Origin of the sequence: Variovorax sp. J31P207, from assembly GCF_030316965.1 — a bacterium.
Classification (GTDB): Bacteria; Pseudomonadota; Gammaproteobacteria; order Burkholderiales; family Burkholderiaceae_C; genus Variovorax; species Variovorax ginsengisoli_B.
This window is the reverse complement of sequence record NZ_JASZYN010000001.1, coordinates 1,060,055-1,078,038: the sequence shown is the minus strand read 5'-3', so window position 1 is coordinate 1,078,038 and position 17,984 is coordinate 1,060,055. Positions and strand designations below refer to the sequence as shown.

14 protein-coding genes are annotated in these 17,984 nt (G+C 70.7%); 6 read left to right on the top strand and 8 right to left on the bottom strand.

Annotation, left to right across the window (positions count from 1 at the left end):
- Positions 1-4: 4 nt before the first annotated feature.
- On the bottom strand, positions 5-1,012 hold the full coding sequence (phnD, locus tag QTI68_RS05105; protein ID WP_503011629.1) for a phosphate/phosphite/phosphonate ABC transporter substrate-binding protein: 1,008 nt from the start codon (positions 1,010-1,012) through the stop codon (positions 5-7).
- Between the two features lie 257 nt (positions 1,013-1,269).
- Here phnD and QTI68_RS05100 point away from each other — a divergent pair, with 257 nt between their 5' ends.
- The 4 genes from QTI68_RS05100 (at position 1,270) to QTI68_RS05085 (ending at position 6,662) form a co-directional block, all read left to right on the top strand.
- On the top strand, positions 1,270-3,168 hold the full coding sequence (locus QTI68_RS05100; RefSeq protein WP_286520048.1) for an ATP-binding response regulator: 1,899 nt from the start codon (positions 1,270-1,272) through the stop codon (positions 3,166-3,168).
- Between the two features lie 213 nt (positions 3,169-3,381).
- Positions 3,382-4,287 carry an ABC transporter substrate-binding protein gene (locus tag QTI68_RS05095; RefSeq protein ID WP_286520047.1) on the top strand — a complete coding sequence of 302 codons (906 nt, stop codon included), beginning with the start codon at positions 3,382-3,384 and terminating at the stop codon, positions 4,285-4,287.
- Positions 4,284-6,275 carry an ATP-binding protein gene (locus QTI68_RS05090; protein WP_286520046.1) on the top strand — a complete coding sequence of 664 codons (1,992 nt, stop codon included), beginning with the start codon at positions 4,284-4,286 and terminating at the stop codon, positions 6,273-6,275. The genes QTI68_RS05095 and QTI68_RS05090 overlap by 4 nt, the downstream gene beginning before the upstream one ends.
- A gap of 168 nt (positions 6,276-6,443) precedes the next feature.
- Positions 6,444-6,662 (top strand): hypothetical protein, encoded by a 219-nt coding sequence (locus tag QTI68_RS05085; RefSeq protein WP_286520044.1) that lies wholly within the window; start codon positions 6,444-6,446, stop codon positions 6,660-6,662.
- A 5-nt stretch (positions 6,663-6,667) separates the two neighbouring features.
- Here the strand turns inward: QTI68_RS05085 and QTI68_RS05080 are convergent, their stop codons facing one another.
- The 6 genes from QTI68_RS05080 to QTI68_RS05055 all read right to left on the bottom strand — a co-directional run bounded on the left by QTI68_RS05080 (position 6,668) and on the right by QTI68_RS05055 (position 13,939).
- Positions 6,668-7,381 (bottom strand): hypothetical protein, encoded by a 714-nt coding sequence (locus QTI68_RS05080; protein ID WP_286520042.1) that lies wholly within the window; start codon positions 7,379-7,381, stop codon positions 6,668-6,670.
- A 7-nt stretch (positions 7,382-7,388) separates the two neighbouring features.
- Complete coding sequence (locus QTI68_RS05075; RefSeq protein WP_286520040.1) at positions 7,389-7,745, bottom strand: response regulator; 357 nt, start codon at positions 7,743-7,745, stop codon at positions 7,389-7,391.
- Positions 7,746-7,826: 81 nt separating this feature from the next.
- Positions 7,827-9,032, bottom strand: coding sequence for a hybrid sensor histidine kinase/response regulator (locus tag QTI68_RS05070; protein WP_286520039.1), 1,206 nt, complete (start codon positions 9,030-9,032; stop codon positions 7,827-7,829).
- Positions 9,022-9,621, bottom strand: coding sequence for a chemotaxis protein CheB (locus QTI68_RS05065; RefSeq protein ID WP_286520036.1), 600 nt, complete (start codon positions 9,619-9,621; stop codon positions 9,022-9,024). The genes QTI68_RS05070 and QTI68_RS05065 overlap by 11 nt, the downstream gene beginning before the upstream one ends.
- Positions 9,618-10,469 carry a CheR family methyltransferase gene (locus QTI68_RS05060; RefSeq protein WP_286520035.1) on the bottom strand — a complete coding sequence of 284 codons (852 nt, stop codon included), beginning with the start codon at positions 10,467-10,469 and terminating at the stop codon, positions 9,618-9,620. The genes QTI68_RS05065 and QTI68_RS05060 overlap by 4 nt, the downstream gene beginning before the upstream one ends.
- Positions 10,466-13,939, bottom strand: a complete 3,474-nt coding sequence (locus tag QTI68_RS05055) for a response regulator (RefSeq protein WP_286520033.1) — start codon at positions 13,937-13,939, stop codon at positions 10,466-10,468. Before QTI68_RS05055 ends, QTI68_RS05060 begins: the two co-directional genes overlap by 4 nt.
- A 127-nt stretch (positions 13,940-14,066) precedes the next feature.
- On the opposite strand from QTI68_RS05055, the gene QTI68_RS05050 reads away from it, so the two are divergent.
- Both QTI68_RS05050 and QTI68_RS05045 read left to right on the top strand, forming a co-directional pair.
- The gene (locus QTI68_RS05050) at positions 14,067-14,900 is read left to right on the top strand and encodes an amidohydrolase family protein (protein ID WP_286520032.1); all 834 of its coding nucleotides are present in this window, start codon (positions 14,067-14,069) and stop codon (positions 14,898-14,900) included.
- A gap of 27 nt (positions 14,901-14,927) precedes the next feature.
- Positions 14,928-15,587 (top strand): outer membrane lipoprotein, encoded by a 660-nt coding sequence (locus QTI68_RS05045; protein WP_286520031.1) that lies wholly within the window; start codon positions 14,928-14,930, stop codon positions 15,585-15,587.
- A gap of 3 nt (positions 15,588-15,590) precedes the next feature.
- Here the strand turns inward: QTI68_RS05045 and katE are convergent, their stop codons facing one another.
- Positions 15,591-17,978 (bottom strand): catalase HPII, encoded by a 2,388-nt coding sequence (gene katE, locus QTI68_RS05040; protein WP_503011623.1) that lies wholly within the window; start codon positions 17,976-17,978, stop codon positions 15,591-15,593.
- Between the last annotated feature and the right edge of the window lie 6 nt (positions 17,979-17,984).

Here is a 17,984-nt window from a genome sequence, read left to right as displayed (position 1 = left end):
GCCGTCACGGCGCCCCCGAACGCAACGCCGCCACCTGCTCGGCATAAGTGGCTTCGATGCGCTGCAGCCGCGCCTGGCGCGCCGCCTCGTTGACCCACTGCGAGGTCATGGTGCTCTGCCGCGCCAGCTGGTAGGACAGCTTGGCGGCCGGCAGCAGCGAGCTGTTGTCGGCCGCCACGAAGCCGGCCAGGTCGTGCAGCGACTTCAGCACCGCGCGCTCGCTGTCGCCGCGCGGGCCCTTGCCGCGCGCGTACTCGACCAGGAAGAGCTGCACCTTCTTCTCGAACTCGGGCCCGTAACCGCGCCGGATCACGATCTGCGCATGCGGGATCAGTTCCGACTCCCAGATCACCTGCAGCCGATCGGCTTCGGCCGGGAACTGCAGCCGGAAGCGTTCGAAGTCGGCCGTGTTGTTGGTGGCGACATCAGCCTCGCCGTTGGCCACCGCCAGCGCGGTCACCTGGTGGGTGCCCACCACCTCGCTGCGGAAGCGGGTCTCCATCGCGATATGGTTGGGCAGGAAGAGCTGCAGCTGCGGCACGATGAAGCCCGACACCGACCGGCTCTCGCCGCGCGCCAGGCGCCAGCCTTCGGGTTCGGCCAGCAGCTCCTTGAGGGTGGTGCGAGGGCCCGACTTGCGCGTCAGCAGCAGCGCGCGATAGCCCGGCAGGCCGTCATGGCGCGTCACCTGCGCCACCACCTTCATGCGCCGCAGCGTCACGGCGTCGAGCGCCATCTTGCCGGACAGGAAGGCCATGTCGACCTGGTCGCGCTGGATCGCCTGCTCCAGGGCCTCGTACGAGGTGACCGACAGCATGGTGACCGGCCGGCCGATGGCGCGCTGCAGGTCCGCCAGCAGCGGCTCCCAGTCGTTGCGCGACTCGAAGGCCCCACCCAGCGGCAGGATGCCGAAGCGCACGGCGGTGCCGGCGGCGGCTTCGGCCCCGCCGGCCGCCTGCGCCGCCGCCCCGAGCTGCCAGCCCAGCGCCAGCGCGAGCCCGGCGCGCAGCATCCAGGCCGCCACCCGCGCCGCACCGGCCCGGAACCGATCCGGCCGGGAAACCGCGACATGAGGGGAAGCGCAGAGGACGGGAGCCTGCATCTTTTTCTGGACCGCATCGGCCCGACGAGCCGAATGGGCTGGTCAAGCGAGTGCTGCCTACAACACAATTAGAAACCAACTTAAGCAGTCAACGTGTCATTTTCATTGATCCATGCGCAACGGGGTGCCGCCCAGTGGCTGACAGCCGCAGCCGTTCCAGCTCCTCGATGAGCTGGTCCTTTCGCGCCCTGCGCCTGCTGGCCGGTCTGACACTGGCGCAGCAGCTGGTCCTGCTGGCGCTGTTGCCGGCGACCGTGGCGACCCTGGGCGCCATCGCGGTGCTGACGCGCCAGCACCTGGAGAACCTGACCGCGCTGATGCGCGCCAACGCCCAGACGGTGGCGCTGCAGGTTGCGACCGTGGCCCAGTCGCAGATGCAGCACATGGACCGCCGGGCGCTGCAGCGCACCGCGCTGTCCGGCAGCTTCCAGCCGCACGTGCAGCAGGTGCAGATCTGGTCGGAAGAAGGCGAGATCGTCGCCAATGCCGAAACCATGGACCGGCAGCGCGGGGAGGGGCTGCAGGTGGTCGCCCCGATCACCGGCGATGACGGCAGGCACAACGGCAAGGTGATGGTGGAGATGAGCCTGGACGCGGTCGCGAGCGCCAAGCAGGCGGTCTGGCTCAATGTCGTGATCGTCCTGGGCGCCAGCCTGGCCGGCGTCGGGCTGGCCGGCTGGTGGGCGGCGCGGCGCATCAGCGCGCCGATCCAGGCGCTCGGCGAGGCGGTCGACCGGCTCGGCGCCGGCGAGGACGCGCAGGTCGAGATCGAGGGCTCGGCCGAGGTACGGCGGCTGCAGCACGGCTTCAACCTGGCGGCGCGGGCGCTGCTGGACAGCCGCAACCAGCTGGAGAGCCGCATCGTCAACGCCACCGCCGAGCTGGCCAGCAAGAACCAGCAGCTGGAGGTCGCCAGCCAGGCCAAGACCCGCTTGCTGGCCGCCGCCAGCCACGACCTGCGGCAGCCGCTGCATGCGCTGACCTTGTTCTCGGACGGCCTCGCCAAGGGCGAGACCGATCCGGTGCGGCTGCAGCGCATCGGCCACATCCGGGAGTGCGTCGAGTCGCTGGACCGGTTGTTCTCGGAGCTGCTGAACCTCTCGCAGCTCGACGCCGGCGTTCTGCAGCCGCAGTGGACCGACTTCGCGCTCGATGCCCTGTTCGACGAAATCAGCCGCAACTTCCGCGCGGTGGCCGAGCAGAAGAACCTGCGGCTGGTGGTGCGCAAGACCGAGGCCTGGGTGCGCTGCGACTACGTCATGCTGTCGCGGATCCTCAACAACCTGGTTTCGAACTCGCTGCGCCACACCACCGAGGGCGGAATCCTGGTCGGCGCCCGGCGGCGCGGCAAGGCGATCCGCATCGACGTCTGGGACACCGGCATCGGCATCGCGGCCCATCACCAGCCGCGGGTCTTCGAGGAGTTCTACCAGGTCGACCCGCAGGGCCGGCAGGGCGGCCGGGAGTCGCGCGGGATGGGGCTGGGCCTGGCCACGGTGCAGCGGCTCGCGGCCCTGCTCAACACCCGGGTCGAGCTCATTTCCCGGCCCAACAAGGGCACCTGCGTGCGGGTGCCGGTGCGCGCCACGGCACCCACGCCCAGCCTGCCGGCGCCGCCCGCGCAGCCGTTTGGCCCGGCGGCCGAAGACGATGCCGGCCTGGTCGACATGGTGGTGCTGGTGATCGACGACGAGCGCACCATCCTCGAGGGCCTGCAGGTCGTGCTGGCGAACTGGGGCGCGCGGGTGCTGGCGGCGCAGAGCCGTTCCGAAGCCCTGGCACTGGCCGACGCCTGGGACCGGCCGCCCGACATCGTCGTGAGCGACCTGCTGCTGCAGGGCGGGGACAACGGGCTCGACGTGATCGCGGCGCTGGAACGCCATCCGCGCGGCATCGGGCCGTCGACCGCGCGGCTGCTGGTGACCGGCGAGACCAAGCCCGACCGCTTGCGCGAAGTCGCCAGTGCCGGCGTCGCGGTGCTCTACAAGCCGGTTTCGCCACGGGTGCTGCGCCAGGCCATCAACATCCAGCTGGCCGCGGTGCGCAGCGCCGCCGCGGCACTGTAGGCGCCCGCCGTCGGACGCGCCCGTACGTCGTCCGGCATAGACCGACAGGCTGCGGATTTTCGCCTGCGTTTCCCACAATGCGGCAGGCCGCGGGGCGACATAAGCCCTCTGCCTTATCGCGCCGAAACAGCCGGCTCCGTACATTCATTGGACCTCTCACCCCCTGCGGATGTGGTCCCGATGTTTGCCTGCCGTTTCCCTATGCTGCTTCGAGTGCAGCGCGCCCTTGTCGCCGTGTTTTGTGCAGCCTGGCTGTGCGGCGGCGCGCAGGCGGCCGGGCTGACGGTGCTGATGGCCGACGAGACGGCCGCCCATGCCGAATTCGTGCGCCAGCTGCGCGACGCCCAGGACGCCGACAGCCGCTTCGACCTGATCCACCTGGCGGCCGGCGAAAGCAGCCTCGATGAGCATGCGCCCGGCATCACGATGGCGGTCGGCATGAGCGCGGCGCGCTCGGCGATCGAGCGGCCCGGCCAGGATCCGCTGGTGCTCGCGATGCTCAGCCGGCTCGACTACGAAAGCCTCAAGGCCACGGCCGCGCTGCGGCGGCCGGAACGCCAGATCGGCGTGCTGCTGCGCGAACCCGCGATGGCCGACCAGCTGGCGCTGATCGATGCGCTGCTGCCGGCGAAGCGCCGGGTGGGCGTCGTCGCCACCGCCGAGTCGGAGCCGATCGTGAGCGAACTGCTGCGCGCCGGCCAGGGCTGGGACCTGCAGGTCGAGTACGCGCCGGACGCCAAGTCGCTGGCGGTGGTGCTGCGCCTGCTGGTGTCGCGCAGCGACGCGTTGCTGGTGCTGCCCGACAAGATCGGCGACAGCCAGGCCGCCACGCTGGCGGTGCTGCGCGCCGGCGCCAGTGCCGGCCTGCCGGTGTTCGGTACCAGCGATGGCCTGGTGCGCTCGGGTGGCCTCGGCGCCGTGGTGGCGACGCCGGGACAGCTGGCCCGGCAGGCGCACTCGCTCGGTCGCAAACTGGAGGCGTCCGGCACGGCCCCCGGCGTGCGGGTCGAGGTCGCCGCGCCGGCCACTGTCCGCGTCAATACCACCGTGGCGCGCGGCCTCGGCCTGCGCCTGCCTGACGAACGCGAACTGACCGCGCGGGTGAGCGCCCTCCGATGACCGCCCCGAGCCACCGCCTCGCCGCGCCCGCGCCGATCGTGCGGGCCAGCGACCCGCCGGTTGCGGAGCGCCGGGCGCTGGTGGTCGGCGCCAGCCTGCAGCGCGACCTGTTCCGGCTGGGCGTGGTGCCGTGCGTGGCGGTGGCGCTGGCGCTGACCGCATGGTTCACCCAGGGCCGGCTGGCGACGCTCGAAGCGGCCTTCGATGCCGAGGGCGAAGCGGTGGCTCGCCAGGTGGCGGCGATGTCCGACCTGAGCCTGTACGCCGGCGACCTGCCGGCGCTGCAGAACGTCGCCAACGCCGCCCTGCGCGGCGGCCAGGTGACGCGGGTCGAGATCAGCAACAGCGCCGGCATCTACGTCACGGCCGGACCGAAGACCGCACCGCTGGCCCAGCTGCGCATGTTCACCGCGCCGGTCACGCTGCGCGAGGCCTCGCGCGCCAACGCCTTCGCGCCGGCCGGGTCGACCGCCTCCGGCGAGACACCGATCGGCCTGGTCCAGACCTTCCGCGACACCACCGCCTACGATCGCGAACGCACCCGCTCGCTGATGGCCGGCATCGGCATCGCGATGATCGCGCTGCTGGCCGCCTGGGCCTGGGTGCGCCATACGGCGCGCGCGGTCGCCCAGCCGCTGCGGCGGATCTCGCGCACCGTGGCGGCGCTGGAATCGGGCCGCTTCGACGCCCGCTGCAACGTGGTGGCCGAGGACGAGGGAGAGCGCGAAGCCGGTGCCCGCGACCGTCGCGCCCGGCACGAGTTCGCCAACCTGGCGCACGACATCAATCGCCTGGCCGAGCGGCTGCAGCGCAACCGCCAGGCGAGCGAGGAGCGGGTGCGCGAAGCGACCGCGGTCGCACTGCAGCGGATGGCCGAGGCCGAGCAGGCGGCACTTTCCCGGGCCCGGTTCCTGGCGGCCGCGAGCCATGACCTGCGCCAGCCGCTGCACGCCATGGGCCTGTTCATCGACGGCCTGCTGCCGACCGCCTCGACGCTCCAGCGGCCGGCGGTGCTGCGGCTGCAGGAAGCGACCGAGTTCATGGGCGTGCTGCTCGACGACCTGCTGGAGATCTCGCGGCTCGACGCCCAGGTGCTGACGCCGGCGATCGGCGGCGTCTCGCTGGCCACGCTGTTCGACCAGCTCGAGGCCCGGCACGCCGCGCCCGCGGCCGCCGCCCGGGTGCGGCTGCTGTGGCGCGATCGCGGCCTGGCGGTGCGCAGCGATGCCGCGCTGCTGCTGCGGATCGTCGGCAACCTGGTGAGCAACGCGGTGCACCATACGCCGCCCGACGGCACGGTGCTGGTGACCGCGCGGCGACGCGGCGACGCGGTGCGCATCGAGGTGCGCGACAACGGGGTCGGCATCGCGCCGATCCACCAGACCCGCATCTTCGAGGAGTTCTACCAGGTCGCGAACACCGAGCGCGACCGGCGCCAGGGCTTCGGCCTCGGCCTCGCGATCTGCTCGCGCATCGCGGCCCTGCTCGGCGCCCGCATCTCGGTGCGCTCGGCGCTCCAGGCCGGCAGCACCTTCGCGATCGAACTGCCGCTGGCGAGTCCGCGCGAGGTGGTGCCGGTGGTGCCCGAAGCACCGGCGTCGGCGCCGCTGGCGGGCCTGCACTGTCTGGTGGTGGACGACGACCCGGCGATCCTCGAGGGCAGCCGGACGCTGCTCGCGCAATGGGGCTGCCAGGTGGATTGCGCCTCCAACCGGGCCGAGGCCCTGGCGCAGCTCGGCACCGACGGCGCGCACTTCGACGTCGTGCTGTGCGACCTGCAGCTGGCCCACGACGAGGACGGCATGGAAGTGCTCGCGGCGGCGCACCGGCTGCAGCCGGACGCGCTGCCGGTGCTGGTGTCGGGCGCCACCGGGCCCGAGGCGCTGCAGCGTTTGCGGCAGGGCGGCGTGCTGCTGCTCACCAAGCCGGTGGCGCCGGCCAAGCTGCGGGCCCTGCTGTCGACCCGGCGCAGCACTGTCATGGCATGACTTGAATTCGAAAGCATTCCTTGTCGAATCAACTTGTTGGTTGGCTGTGACATAGCGTCCGAATAGCGCATGCGCCAGCACGACGAATAGCCATTTTTATCGCGCGCCATTGATACCATTTGTGTCTTTACCCCGGTCCGCAGGCTGCGGAAGGATGAGTTGGGACACATGGAACCGATGCACTGGGAGTACATGGGCGCGCTGGGCGGCGTGATCGGCATCGGCTGGCTGGTCGTGGTGCCGATGTACCGTGGCTGGAACCACCTCAACGACAAGATGACCGCCCGGGTCAAGCGCAGCGTCCGCATGATGTCCGAGTGCGAAGAGCGCATGAACCCGATGACCACCGGCGCCGAGGCCGGCCCGACGGGCTCGCGGCTTCGCTGAGCGCGTCAGCCCGGCGCCGTCAGGACGGGGTCCATGGCGGTTCCGAGCCCGAAACGCACGCTCTCGCCCTCCACCGTCACCGCACAGCCCAGCCCGTCGGCCAGCGCCTGCAGCGCGATGGCGTCGATCGCGAGCGCGCGCGGCGCCCGGTGGGCGCCGGCGATGGGCTCGACCGGCTCCGCGGGGCCGTGGCTGGCCACGAAGCGCAGCCCGTCGCCGCCCTCGGCCTCGACCCGGATCTCGCCCAGGTTCGGCACGCTGTCGTGCAGGTGGCCGAGGGCGCCCAGCACCATGTAGCGCAGCGCCGCGGCGGCCGGAAAGCGCGGCTCGCCTTCGACCGGCGCGAGTCCCTCGCCGAGCCTCAGCCCGATGCCGTTGAGCTCGAACGCCACCCGCATCAGGGTCGTGCACTGGGCCACCAGTGCGCTGCGCGTGATGCCGTCGTCATGGGTGGCCAGCTCCCAGTCGCGCAACGAGCGCACGCCGGTGGCGAGGGCCGCCACCTGATCCTCGATCAGCGCCACGCGCTCGGCCATGGCGGCGGCATCGGGGGAGGCCTCGGCCCCGTTGGCGACCTGGCGCTTGAGCAGCAGCACGCCCATCCGGATCACCGACACCGGGGCCGCCATCTCGTGGCGCAGCGCCGGCAAGGCGCGGGTCAGCAGCTCGTGGCGCACGCCGGCGGCCATCCAGCTGCGCGCTCCGGGCGAAGACTTCATCGAGCCGTCATCCCGCCAGCGGCCGCGCCAGGATGCGATCGAGGACGTCGAAATCGATCGGCTTCTGCAGGTGGTGGTCGAACAGCCCCGCGGCGTTGCCGGCCTCGTCGGCGGCGTAGCCCGAGATCGCGACCAGCAGCGGCGGCTCGCCGCGGGCGCTGGCGCGCAGCTGGCGCGCCACCTCGGTGCCGGGAAAATCGGGAAGGGTGAGGTCGACCAGCGCGGCGTCGAAGCGCTGCTGGGCCGCCACATCGAGCGCCTGCTGGCCCGTGTAGGTGCAGCATGCCGTGTGATCCTGCAGCACCAGCAGCTCCTGCAGCAGATCCGCCGCGGCGTGGTTGTCGTCGACGATCAGGACGTTCACTTGCAAATCTCCGCCAAAGCAAAGTTCCAGAGTATCGGGCTGGCAAGCGCAGCGTCGGTGTAGGACGCCGCCCCGCACCGTTCAGGCCGCCGGCGTTTCGGCGCTCAGCGGCAGAATCACGCTGAAGGTGGCGCCCTGCCCCGGCGCGCTCGCCAGTTCGATCTCGCCGCCGTGCGAGCGCACGATCTGGCGCGCGATGTAGAGGCCCAGCCCCAGACCCGGGGCCTGCCGGCGGCTGTCGTCGGTGCGCTCGAACTGCTCGAAGATCCGCGCATGGTCCTCGGCCGCGATGCCCGGGCCCTGGTCGCTGACGCTCATCCGCGCGCGGCCGCCCGCCAGGCGCACGCTGACCTCGACCTGCTTGCCGCCACCGTAGCGCAGGGCGTTGGTGATCAGGTTGGTCAGCACCTGCTCGATGCGGAACTCGTCCCACACGCCCGGCACGCCGGCCGGCGCCTCGAAGCGGATCGGCGGGCCCACCGCCTCGGCCTGCTGCGCCAGGCTCTCGACCACGCCGCGCGCCAGCAGCGCCAGGTCCACCGGCCGGGGCTGGATCGACAGGGCGCCGCTGCGCATGCGGGTGACGTCGAGCATGTCGTCGATCAGCCGCACCATGTTCTGGATCTGCCGCTGGTCGCGCTCGATCATCGCCGGCAGGCGGTCGGGCGCGAAAGGCGCCGTGTTGTTCTTCGACAGGTGCAGCTTGCGCACCTGGGTCTCGAGGTAGAGCGTGTTGAGCGGCGTGCGCAGCTCGTGAGAGACCATCGACATGAAGTCGTCGCGCATGCGCACCGCGCGCTCAAGCTCGCGCTGGGTGCACTGCAGCTGCTGCACCAGCGCCTCCTGCCGGCGGTGCGAGGCGGCGAGGGCGTCAATCTCGTGCTTGAGCGCCTTGCGGTGCCGGTACAGGTCGACGAAGACGCTGACCTTGCTGCTCACCGTCTGGGCATCGAGCGGCTTCTGCAGGAAGTCGACCGCGCCGCTCTCGTAGCCCTTGAAGGCGTAGTTCATCTCGCGCCCGGCGGCGCTCACGAAGATGATCGGGATGTGGCGCGTGCGCTCGGTGCCGCGCATCATCTCGGCCAGTTCGAAGCCGTTCATGCCCGGCATCTGGACGTCGAGGATGGCGAGCGCGAACTCGTGCTCCAGCAGCAGCGCCAGCGCCTGCTCGGCCGACGACGCCTGGTACACCGGCCGCCCCGGGCCGCGGATCAGCGCCTCGAGCGCCAGCAGGTTTTCCGGCAGGTCGTCGACGATCAGCAGCTTGCTTTCGACATCAATGGGCATGGGCAGCATCCAGTTCCAGCAGAAGCGCGCGGATCTCGCGCAGGGGTAGCACGAAATCGGGCGCGTGGGTGGCGATGGCCGCACGCGGCATGGTCGGCACCAGGGCCTCGGCCGGGTCCTGGACCACCGTCAGTCCGCCGGCCTCGTGGATGCGCAGCAGGCCCTCGGCGCCGTCTTCGTTGGCCCCGGTGAGCAGCACGCCGGCCAGCGCCGGGCCATAGGCATCGGCCGCCGAAGCCATCAGCACGTCGATCGCCGGCCGCGAGAACAGCACCGGCGGCTCGCAGCTGAGCGAGAAGCAGCGGTCGCGCTCGATCGACAGGTGATAGCCGGGCGGCGCGAAGTACAGCGTGCCCTGCGCCACCGGCGCCTTGTCCTCGGCCTCCAGGACCGGGAACGGCAGCCGGTGGCGGAAGATCTCGGCCAGCCGGCTTTCATGGGCCTCGGGCAAGTGGATCACGACCGCGGTCGGCAGCCGCCAGCTTGCCGGCAGGTTGCCCAGCAGCGCGATCAGCGCGTCGACGCCACCGGCCGAGGCGCCGACGACCACGGCCTCGATCCGGCGCGCCGGCAGCGGACGGGTCGTCATGAGGCCTTCCGGTAGATGCGCTCGGCGCGCGCCAGCACCCCGAAGCGCTCGGCATAGCCGGAGAAGTCGATGCTCTCCTTGGCGCCGAGGCCGAGAAAGCCGCGGTGGCACAGCGACTCGTGGAACAAACCCAGCGCGCGGTCCTGCAGGGCCCGGTTGAAGTAGATCAGCACGTTGCGGCAGGACACCAGGTGGGTCTCGGCGAACACGCTGTCGGTCGCCAGGCTGTGGTCGGCGAAGGTCACGTCGGCGCACAGCGAGGGATCGAAGCGGGCGGCGTCGTAGGCCGCGGTGTAATAGTCCGAGAAAGCGCGCTGGCCGCCGGCGCGCTGGTAGTTGGCGGTGTAGTTGCGCACCGACTCGAGCGGAAAGATGCCCTGGCGGGCCTTCTCGAGCGAGGCCGGATTGATGTCGGTCGCATAGATGCGGGTGCGCTCGAGCAGGCCTTCCTCGCGCAGCAGGATGGCCAGCGAGAACACCTCCTCGCCGGTGCTGCAGCCCGCCACCCAGACCGTCAGCGACGGATAGGTGTGGAGCACCGGCACCACCTGGCGCCTCAGCGCCAGGAAGTAGGCCGGGTCGCGGAACATCTCGCTGACCGGGATCGTGAGGTATTGCAGCAGCTGCGCGAACAGCGTCGGGTCCCGCAGCACGCGCTCCTGCAGCGCCGAGATGTTCGGCAGGCCGAGCTGGCCCAGCGCATACAGCACGCGCCGTTTTTGCGAGGCGCCGGTGTAGTCGCGGAAGTCGTAGCTGTACTTGAGGTAGATCGCCTCCATCAGCAGGCGCAACTCGATCTCCGTGGCGCTCGGCGGATGCAGCGCGCGTTGCACCGGATTCGTCTTCACAGCCGCTCCATCTTCGGCATCCACACGCGCAGCAGCGAGAACAGCCGGTCGAGGTCGACCGGCTTCGCCAGGTAGTCGTTGGCGCCGGCCGCCAGGCACTGCTCCTGATCGTCCTTCATGGCCTTGGCGGTGACCGCGATCACCGGCAGCTTCTCGAAACGCGGGTCCTGGCGCAGCCGGCGCGTGGCCTCGAGGCCGTCCATCTCCGGCATCATGACGTCCATCAGCACCAGGTCGATGTCCTCGACCTGGTCGAGCTTGTCGAGTGCCTCGCGGCCGTTGCGGCCGATCTCGACCGTGGCGCCGCGCTGCTCCAGCGCGCTGGTGAGGGCGAAGATGTTGCGCACGTCGTCGTCCACCAGCAGGATGCGGCGGCCCTCGAACACCCGGTCGCGGCCGCGCGAGGTCTTCAGCATGCTCTGGCGTTCGCTCGACAGGTCGGCCTCGACCTTGTGCAGGAACAGCGTCACCTCGTCGAGCAGGCGCTCGGGCGAGCGCGCGCCCTTGATGATGATCGAGCGCGAGTAGCGCAGCAGCTCGGCCTCCTCGTCGCGCGTCAGGTTGCGCCCGGTGTAGACGATCACCGGCGGGAAGGACACGATCTCCTCGGTCGCCATCCGCTTGAGCAGCTCGCTGCCCTGCATGTCGGGCAGGCGCAGGTCGGTGATCATGCAGTCGAAGACGCGGCTGCGCAGCAGCGCCAGCGCCTCCTCGCCCGACGCCAGCGCGGTGATCACGACGTCGTCGTCGGCGATCAGCTTCACCACGCTTTCGCGCTGCAGCGCGTCGTCCTCGACCAGCAGCACCGCCTTGACCTTCTGCGTCAGCTTGTCCTCGAACTTGCGGAACACGGCCTTCAGCTGGTCGCGCGTGGTCGGCTTCAGCGCATAGCCGATCGCGCCCATGTGCAGCGCCGCCTCGGCGCTGTCCAGGGCCGACACCACGTGGACCGGAATGTGGCGGGTCAGCGGATCGTCCTTGAGCCGCTGCAGCACGCCGAGGCCGGGGCTGTCGGGCAGCCCCATGTCGAGCAGGATCGCGTCGGGCAGGAACTGGGTCGCCAGGCTGAAGCCGTCGGCCGCGCCGTGGGCGATCAGGCAGCGGTAGCCGAGCTCGTGCGCGAGGTCGTAGAGGATGTGGGCGAACTGCGGTTCGTCCTCGATCACGAGCACCCGGCGGGCCTGGTCGCGCGGCAGGGCGCGATCGTCGGCGAACTGGGGCGCGGGGATCGCCGTCGCGACCGGGGCCGCAGGGGCCGGCGGCGCCGGCGGCAGATCGGCGCGGGCCGGCGCAGGGGGCGCCTTGGGCGCCGCCGTCGCGTCGGCCTGCGGCGCCCGCGCCGGCAATTGCAGCGTGAAGGTGCTGCCGGCGCCGGGCACGCTGTGCACGCCCAGCGTGCCGCCGAGCAGCCGTGTCAGGTCGCGCGAGATCGACAGGCCCAGGCCGGTGCCGCCGTAGCGCCGGCTGGTGGTGCCGTCGGCCTGGCGGAAGGCCTCGAAGATCACCTCCTGCTGGTCGGCCGGGATGCCGATGCCCGAATCGGACACCGCGAAGGCGGCTCCCCCATCGGCCGTGCCCGACACGGTCAGCGCGACCTCGCCGCGGTCGGTGAACTTGAGCGCGTTCGACAGCAGGTTCTTGAGGATCTGCTCGACCCGCTGCCGGTCGGTGACCAGCGAAGCCGGTGCGTCGGGACGGATGTCGAGCCGGAAGCCGAGCTGCTTCTGTCCCGCCAGCGGGGCGAAGTTCATGCGCAGGCTCTCGCCGAGCCTGGCCAGCGGCACATGCTCGGCCACCACGTCGAGCTTGCCGGCCTCGACCTTGGCGATGTCGAGGATGTCGTTGATCAGCACCAGCAGGTCGTTGCCCGAGGCGTAGATCGATTCGGCGAACTTCACCTGCTCGGCATCGAGGTTGCCGCGCGGGTTGTCACCCAGCAGCTTGGCCAGGATCAGCGCGCTGTTGAGCGGCGTGCGCAACTCGTGCGACATGTTGGCCAGGAACTCGGACTTGTAGCGGCTCGCGCGCTGCAGTTCGTCGGCCCGCTCCTCGAGGTCGCGCTGGACCCGGCGCAGCGCGGCGTTGCGCTGGTCCAGCGCCTCCGTGCGCTCCGAGAGCTGGCTGTTGGTCTGTTCCAGTTCGGCCTGCTGGTTCTCCAGCGTGGCCTGCGAGGCCCGCAAAGCGCGCGACTGCTCCTCGAGCTCCTCGTTGGCGGTGCGCAGCTCTTCCTGCTGGACCTGGAGTTCCTCGTTGAGCTGCTGGGTCTCGGCCAGCGCGTCCTGCAGTTGCTGGCGATAGCGCACCGCGCCGACCGCGCTGCCGATGGTGGCGGCCACCAGGTCGAGCAGCTCCAGGTCGCGTTCGTTCGGCGAGCGCGGCAGGCCGAGCTCGATCACGCCGTTGACGACGCCGTCGTTCTGGACCGGCAGCAGCACCGCGGCCGCCGGCGCCATCTCGCCAAGCCCCGAATTGACCTTCAGGTAGTCGGCCTGCACCGGCTCGACCCGCAACAGACGCCGCTCCGACGCCGCCTGCCCGACCAAGCCCTCGTTGGGAGCGAACACCTGTGGCGAGGCCTCGGCCGCGGTCGAGAAGCCATAGCTCGCGATCCGGTGCAGCGCGCCATGGCGCTCGCGCAGGTACATCGCGCCGACCAGGCTGCCGACGTGGCGCGAGAAGAAGGCCAGCACCTTGCGCCCCATCTCCTGGGCCCCGGGCTCGCCCACCAGCTCGGCAGCCAGCTCGGTCTGGGCGCTGCGCAGCCAGGCCTGCTGCCGCAGCGTCTCGGCATGCGCGGCCTGCTCGCCCAGCACCGCGTCGTAGCTGTCCGACAGGCGCAGCAGCTGGCGCCGGCCGAAATAGGCCAGCAGCCCGGTGGAGGCCAGCGTGAACAGCACGAACAGCGCGACGATCGCGATGCTGGTGTTCGTGACCTCGTTGTTGCGCTGGAATCGCAGGTTGCGCTCGGTGTCGATGAAGGCCGCGAAACCGGCGCGCATGTCGTCGGTCAGGCGCTTGCCGCGGCCCAGGCTCACCGCCTGCTGGTAGTCGCCGCCGCTGCGCCGCAGGGCGATGGTCTCGCGGGCGAAATCGTTCCACGAGGCCTGCAGGGCAGCGATGCGGTCGACCCGCGTCGCCTGCGCGGGGTTGTCCGACACCAGCGCCTTCAAGGCACCGAAGTCATCCTTCACGCGCGCCAGCGCGCTGTCGTAGGGCTCCAGGAAACTCTCGTCGCCGGTGATCAGGAAGCCCCGCATGCCGGTCTCCATGTCGATGCTGCGGCGCTGCAGCTCGGTCGCGCTCCCGGTGACGCGGTCGGTGTGCTCGACCCAGCCGATCACCGACAGCAGGTAGAGGATCAGCCCGACGAACACCACGGCCCCGACCACGCCGCCGATCAGCGGCAGCTTCAGGTTGCGGCTGAGCAGGCGCTGGAATTCCTCGGGGTCGATCGCGGAAGGAGTTTTCATGGAGTCGGAGATGGACGAAGCAAAACCCGACAAGCGTGCCAGACCCGGCGGCGCCACCCTGTCGGATAAGGCCGCGAACTGGGCCGCCGCGCCTTGCGATGCGCAAGCGCCGCGCTAACCTTGCCCCATGAACATCTTCGACGAACCCAAGATCGACTGCCACAACCACATCCTCGACCCCAGGCGTTTCCCCTATGCGAGGGACACCCACTACGCGCCGGCGGGCCAGGAGACGGGCTCGGCCGATCTCTTCCTGGCCGTGATGGCGGCCCATGGCGTGCAGCGGGCCCTGGTCGTCGGCCCCAACTCCGGCTACGGCACCGACAACAACGCCTGCCTGCTCGACGCCATCGCGCGCAGCCAGGGCCGCATGAAAGGGGTTGCGGTGGTCGACAACGGCATCGCGCTCGAGGCACTGGCCGAGCTGAAGGCGCAGGGCATCGTGGGCGTGGCCTTCAACCCCTCCTTCCTCGGCGTCGACTACTACCTCGGTGCCGGCGCGCTGATCGGCAAGCTGCGCGAGCTCGGCCTGCTGCTGCAGGTGCAGGTCGAGCGGGACCAGCTGCCCGCGCTGCTGCCGCTGCTGGCGGACGCCGGGGTGCCGATCCTGATCGACCATTGCGGCAAGCCCGATATCGCGGCAGGCCTGCAGCAGCCCGGCTTCCAGGCGCTGCTGGCACTGGGGCGATCGGGCAAGGCCTACGTCAAACTCTCCGGCTTCGCGAAGTTCTCGGGCCAGCCGCATCCGCACCAGGATGTCCGGCCCTTCGTGCGGGCCCTGGCCGAGGCCTTCACGCTCGAACGCTGCCTGTGGGGCTCCGACTGGCCCTACCTGCGGGCGACCGAACGAATCGACTATGGCCTACAGCTGAAACTGATGGAGCAACTCTTCCCGGATGCCGGCGAGCGCCGGAAACTGTTCTGGGAAACGCCCCGACGGCTTCTTGGATGGACCGACTGAGCCGCGCGGCGCTGGAAAGGAACCCCCATGGACCCCACACCCCTCAACCCTCCCCCGGGCCGCTCGCTCAAGGCGATGTGGGCCACCATCGGCGCCCTCGCCGTGGCGGTCGCTGCGCTGGGCGGCATCCTGTTGCACCAGCAGGCCCGCAACGCGGACTCGGCGCCGACCACGCCGGTGGCCGCGGCGTTGCCCATGCAGGCGCCCGATGATGGCAAGCCGGGGCTGGTGCCGGCCGCGCCTCCGCCATCGGTCGTGGCACAGGCGCCGGCTCCCGTTCGCGCGCCCGAGGTCCTGCCGCCACCACCCGCGCCAGCAGCCGCCCCGGCGCCGCGCCCGGTTCCGGTCTGCGCCACCTGCGGCCACGTCGAGTCGGTCCGCACCGTGCAGCGCCAGGTTCCGGCCACCGGCGTCGGCGCAGTCGCCGGCGGGGTGCTGGGCGGTGTCCTGGGCCACCAGATCGGCCATGGCAACGGCCGCACCGCGGCCACGGTGATCGGCGCGGTGGGCGGCGGCTTCGCGGGCAACGAGGTCGAGAAGCGCTACCACACCGCCACCGTCTACGAGGTCGGGGTGCGGATGCAGGACGGATCGCTGCGCACCGTCGAGACCGCCACCGCGCCGCCGGTCGGCAAGGCGGTCACGCTCAACGGCAAGCTGCTGCAGCCGGCCGACGGCCGCAAGTAGCGCTCAGGCCGGCACCGCGTCGACGTTGGCCCGGTCCCAGTGCCGGTGCTTCGCGATCGCGGCGACGAAGTCCTGCGCCACCTGCTGCGCGGCGCTGGCATCGCCCAGGTTGGTGACCGGGGTCGCCGCCACCACCACGCCGGCCGGCGCCGCCTTCGGGTCGGCGCCGATGCCCAGCGTGGCCAGCAGTTCGACACCCTCGCCCACCGTGCAGATCGCCTTGCAGTGCTTGTAGGCCTCCAGCACGAAGTGGACCGCGTCGCCATTGGCTGCCAGCGTTCGGGCGCCCTCGGCCCCGGCCGGCACCAGCACGGCGTCGAACATCACCGAGGGCATGTTGACGAAGGTCGCATCGACATCGAGTTGGCGCTTCGACGCGCTGGCGACCGTGCCGAGCCGCGGACCGACCAGCTTGCACTGCGCACCGGCCTGCTCGATGCCCTCGCGGATCGCCTTCAGCGAGGCCGAGTCGACCCCGTCTGCGACCAGGATCGCGACCTTGCGGGTCTTGATCGAGCCGTTGCCGGTGTCTGCCATGCTGAGCGCCGGCGATTCGTCGATCGGCATCGTGAAGCGGTGGGCCCGGAAGCCCGCGCGACCGGCCGCGGCCTTGGCGTCGGGCGCGTTGATGCCCAGCACCTCGGCCACGCGCCGCGCCAGCTTCTCGTCCACGTGCGCCAGGTTGTCGACCATGCGCTGGCGCACCGCCGGCACCTCGACCTTGGACAGCTCGAAGCGGAAGGCCGCGATGATGTGCTCCTTCTCGGGCGCACTCTGGCTGTTGAAGAAGAGCCGGGCCTGCGTGAAGTGGTCGTCGAAGGACGGACTGCGCCGGCGCAGCTTGGGCGGCTCGAGTTCCTCCGGGAAGGACTGGAAGCCGGCGCTGGCGCCATCGACCCGGAACTCCTTGCCATCGCCCAGCGAGTTCGGCTCGTACGCCACCTGGCCGCGCGCGATGGTCTGCCGGTGCATGCCGTCGCGCTGGAAGTTGTGGAAGGGGCAGACGCCCTTGTTGATCGGCAACTCGTGGAAGTTGGCGCCGCCCAGGCGCGAGATCTGCGTGTCGGTATAGGAGAACAAGCGCCCCTGGAGCAGTGGGTCGTTCGAGAAATCGATGCCCGGCACCACGTGGCCCGGATGGAACGCGACCTGCTCGGTCTCGGCGAAGAAGTTGTCCGGGTTGCGGTTCAGCACCATGCGGCCGATGCGCTGCACCGGCACCATCTCCTCCGGAATCAGCTTGGTCGGATCGAGCAGGTCGAAGCCGAAGGCGTGTTCCTTGTCCTGCGGGATCATCTGCACGCCGAGCTCCCATTCCGGGAAATCGCCGGCTTCGATCGCCTCCCACAGGTCGCGCCGGTGGAAGTCGGCGTCCTTGCCGGCGATCTTCTGCGCCTCGTCCCAGGCCAGGCCGTGGATGCCCAGCTTGGGCTTCCAGTGGAACTTGACGAAGTGGCTCTCGCCGCGCGCGTTGACGAAGCGGAAGGTATGGACGCCGAAGCCCTCCATCATGCGCAGGCTGCGCGGAATGGCCCTGTCCGACATGGCCCACATCAGCATGTGGGTGGTCTCGGGCATCAGCGAGGCGAAGTCCCAGAAGGTGTCGTGCGCGCTCGCCGCCTGCGGCATGCCATGGTGCGGCTCCGGCTTGACGGCATGGACCAGGTCGGGGAACTTCATCGCGTCCTGGATGAAGAACACCGGGATGTTGTTGCCCACCAGGTCGTAGTTGCCCTGCTGCGTGTAGAACTTGACCGCGAAGCCACGCACGTCTCGCACCGTGTCGGCCGAGCCTTTCGATCCCGCCACGGTCGAGAAGCGCACGAAAACGGGCGTCTTCACCGCCGGATCCTGCAGGAACTCGGCCGCCGTGAATTGCGACATCGACTTGTAGACCTCGAAATAGCCGTGCGCCGCGGACCCCCGGGCATGCACCGCACGCTCGGGAATGCGCTCGTGGTCGAAGTGCGTGATCTTCTCCCGCAGGATGAAGTCCTCGAGCAGGGTCGGCCCGCGCGGCCCCGCCTTCAGCGAGTTGTGGTTGTCGGGCACCTGCAGGCCCTGGTTGGTGGTCAGCCGGGCGACGTTGTCGCTGGTGAAGGCAGCCAGTTGCTCCTGCTTGGCCTGGCTGCCGTCGCCCTGCTTCGGGCGACGGCCGGCGGCCGCCTTGTTCTGTTGCGTCATCGGGGTGTCCTCGGGTTTTCGCAAAACGACGGCCGGCGACCGGGCCGCGGTCCATACTGCGGGTGATGACCTCAGCTTAAGGTCGGGCCGGCGCGCGGCACGTAGTGGGCGCGCGCTCCCGGCTGTCGGCGCTGCGAGGCGATCAGGGTAGGACCGCACCGACGATCCTGCGCGATGGCCTACGCCGGTTCGGGCCTGCCCGCCCACCCGAGG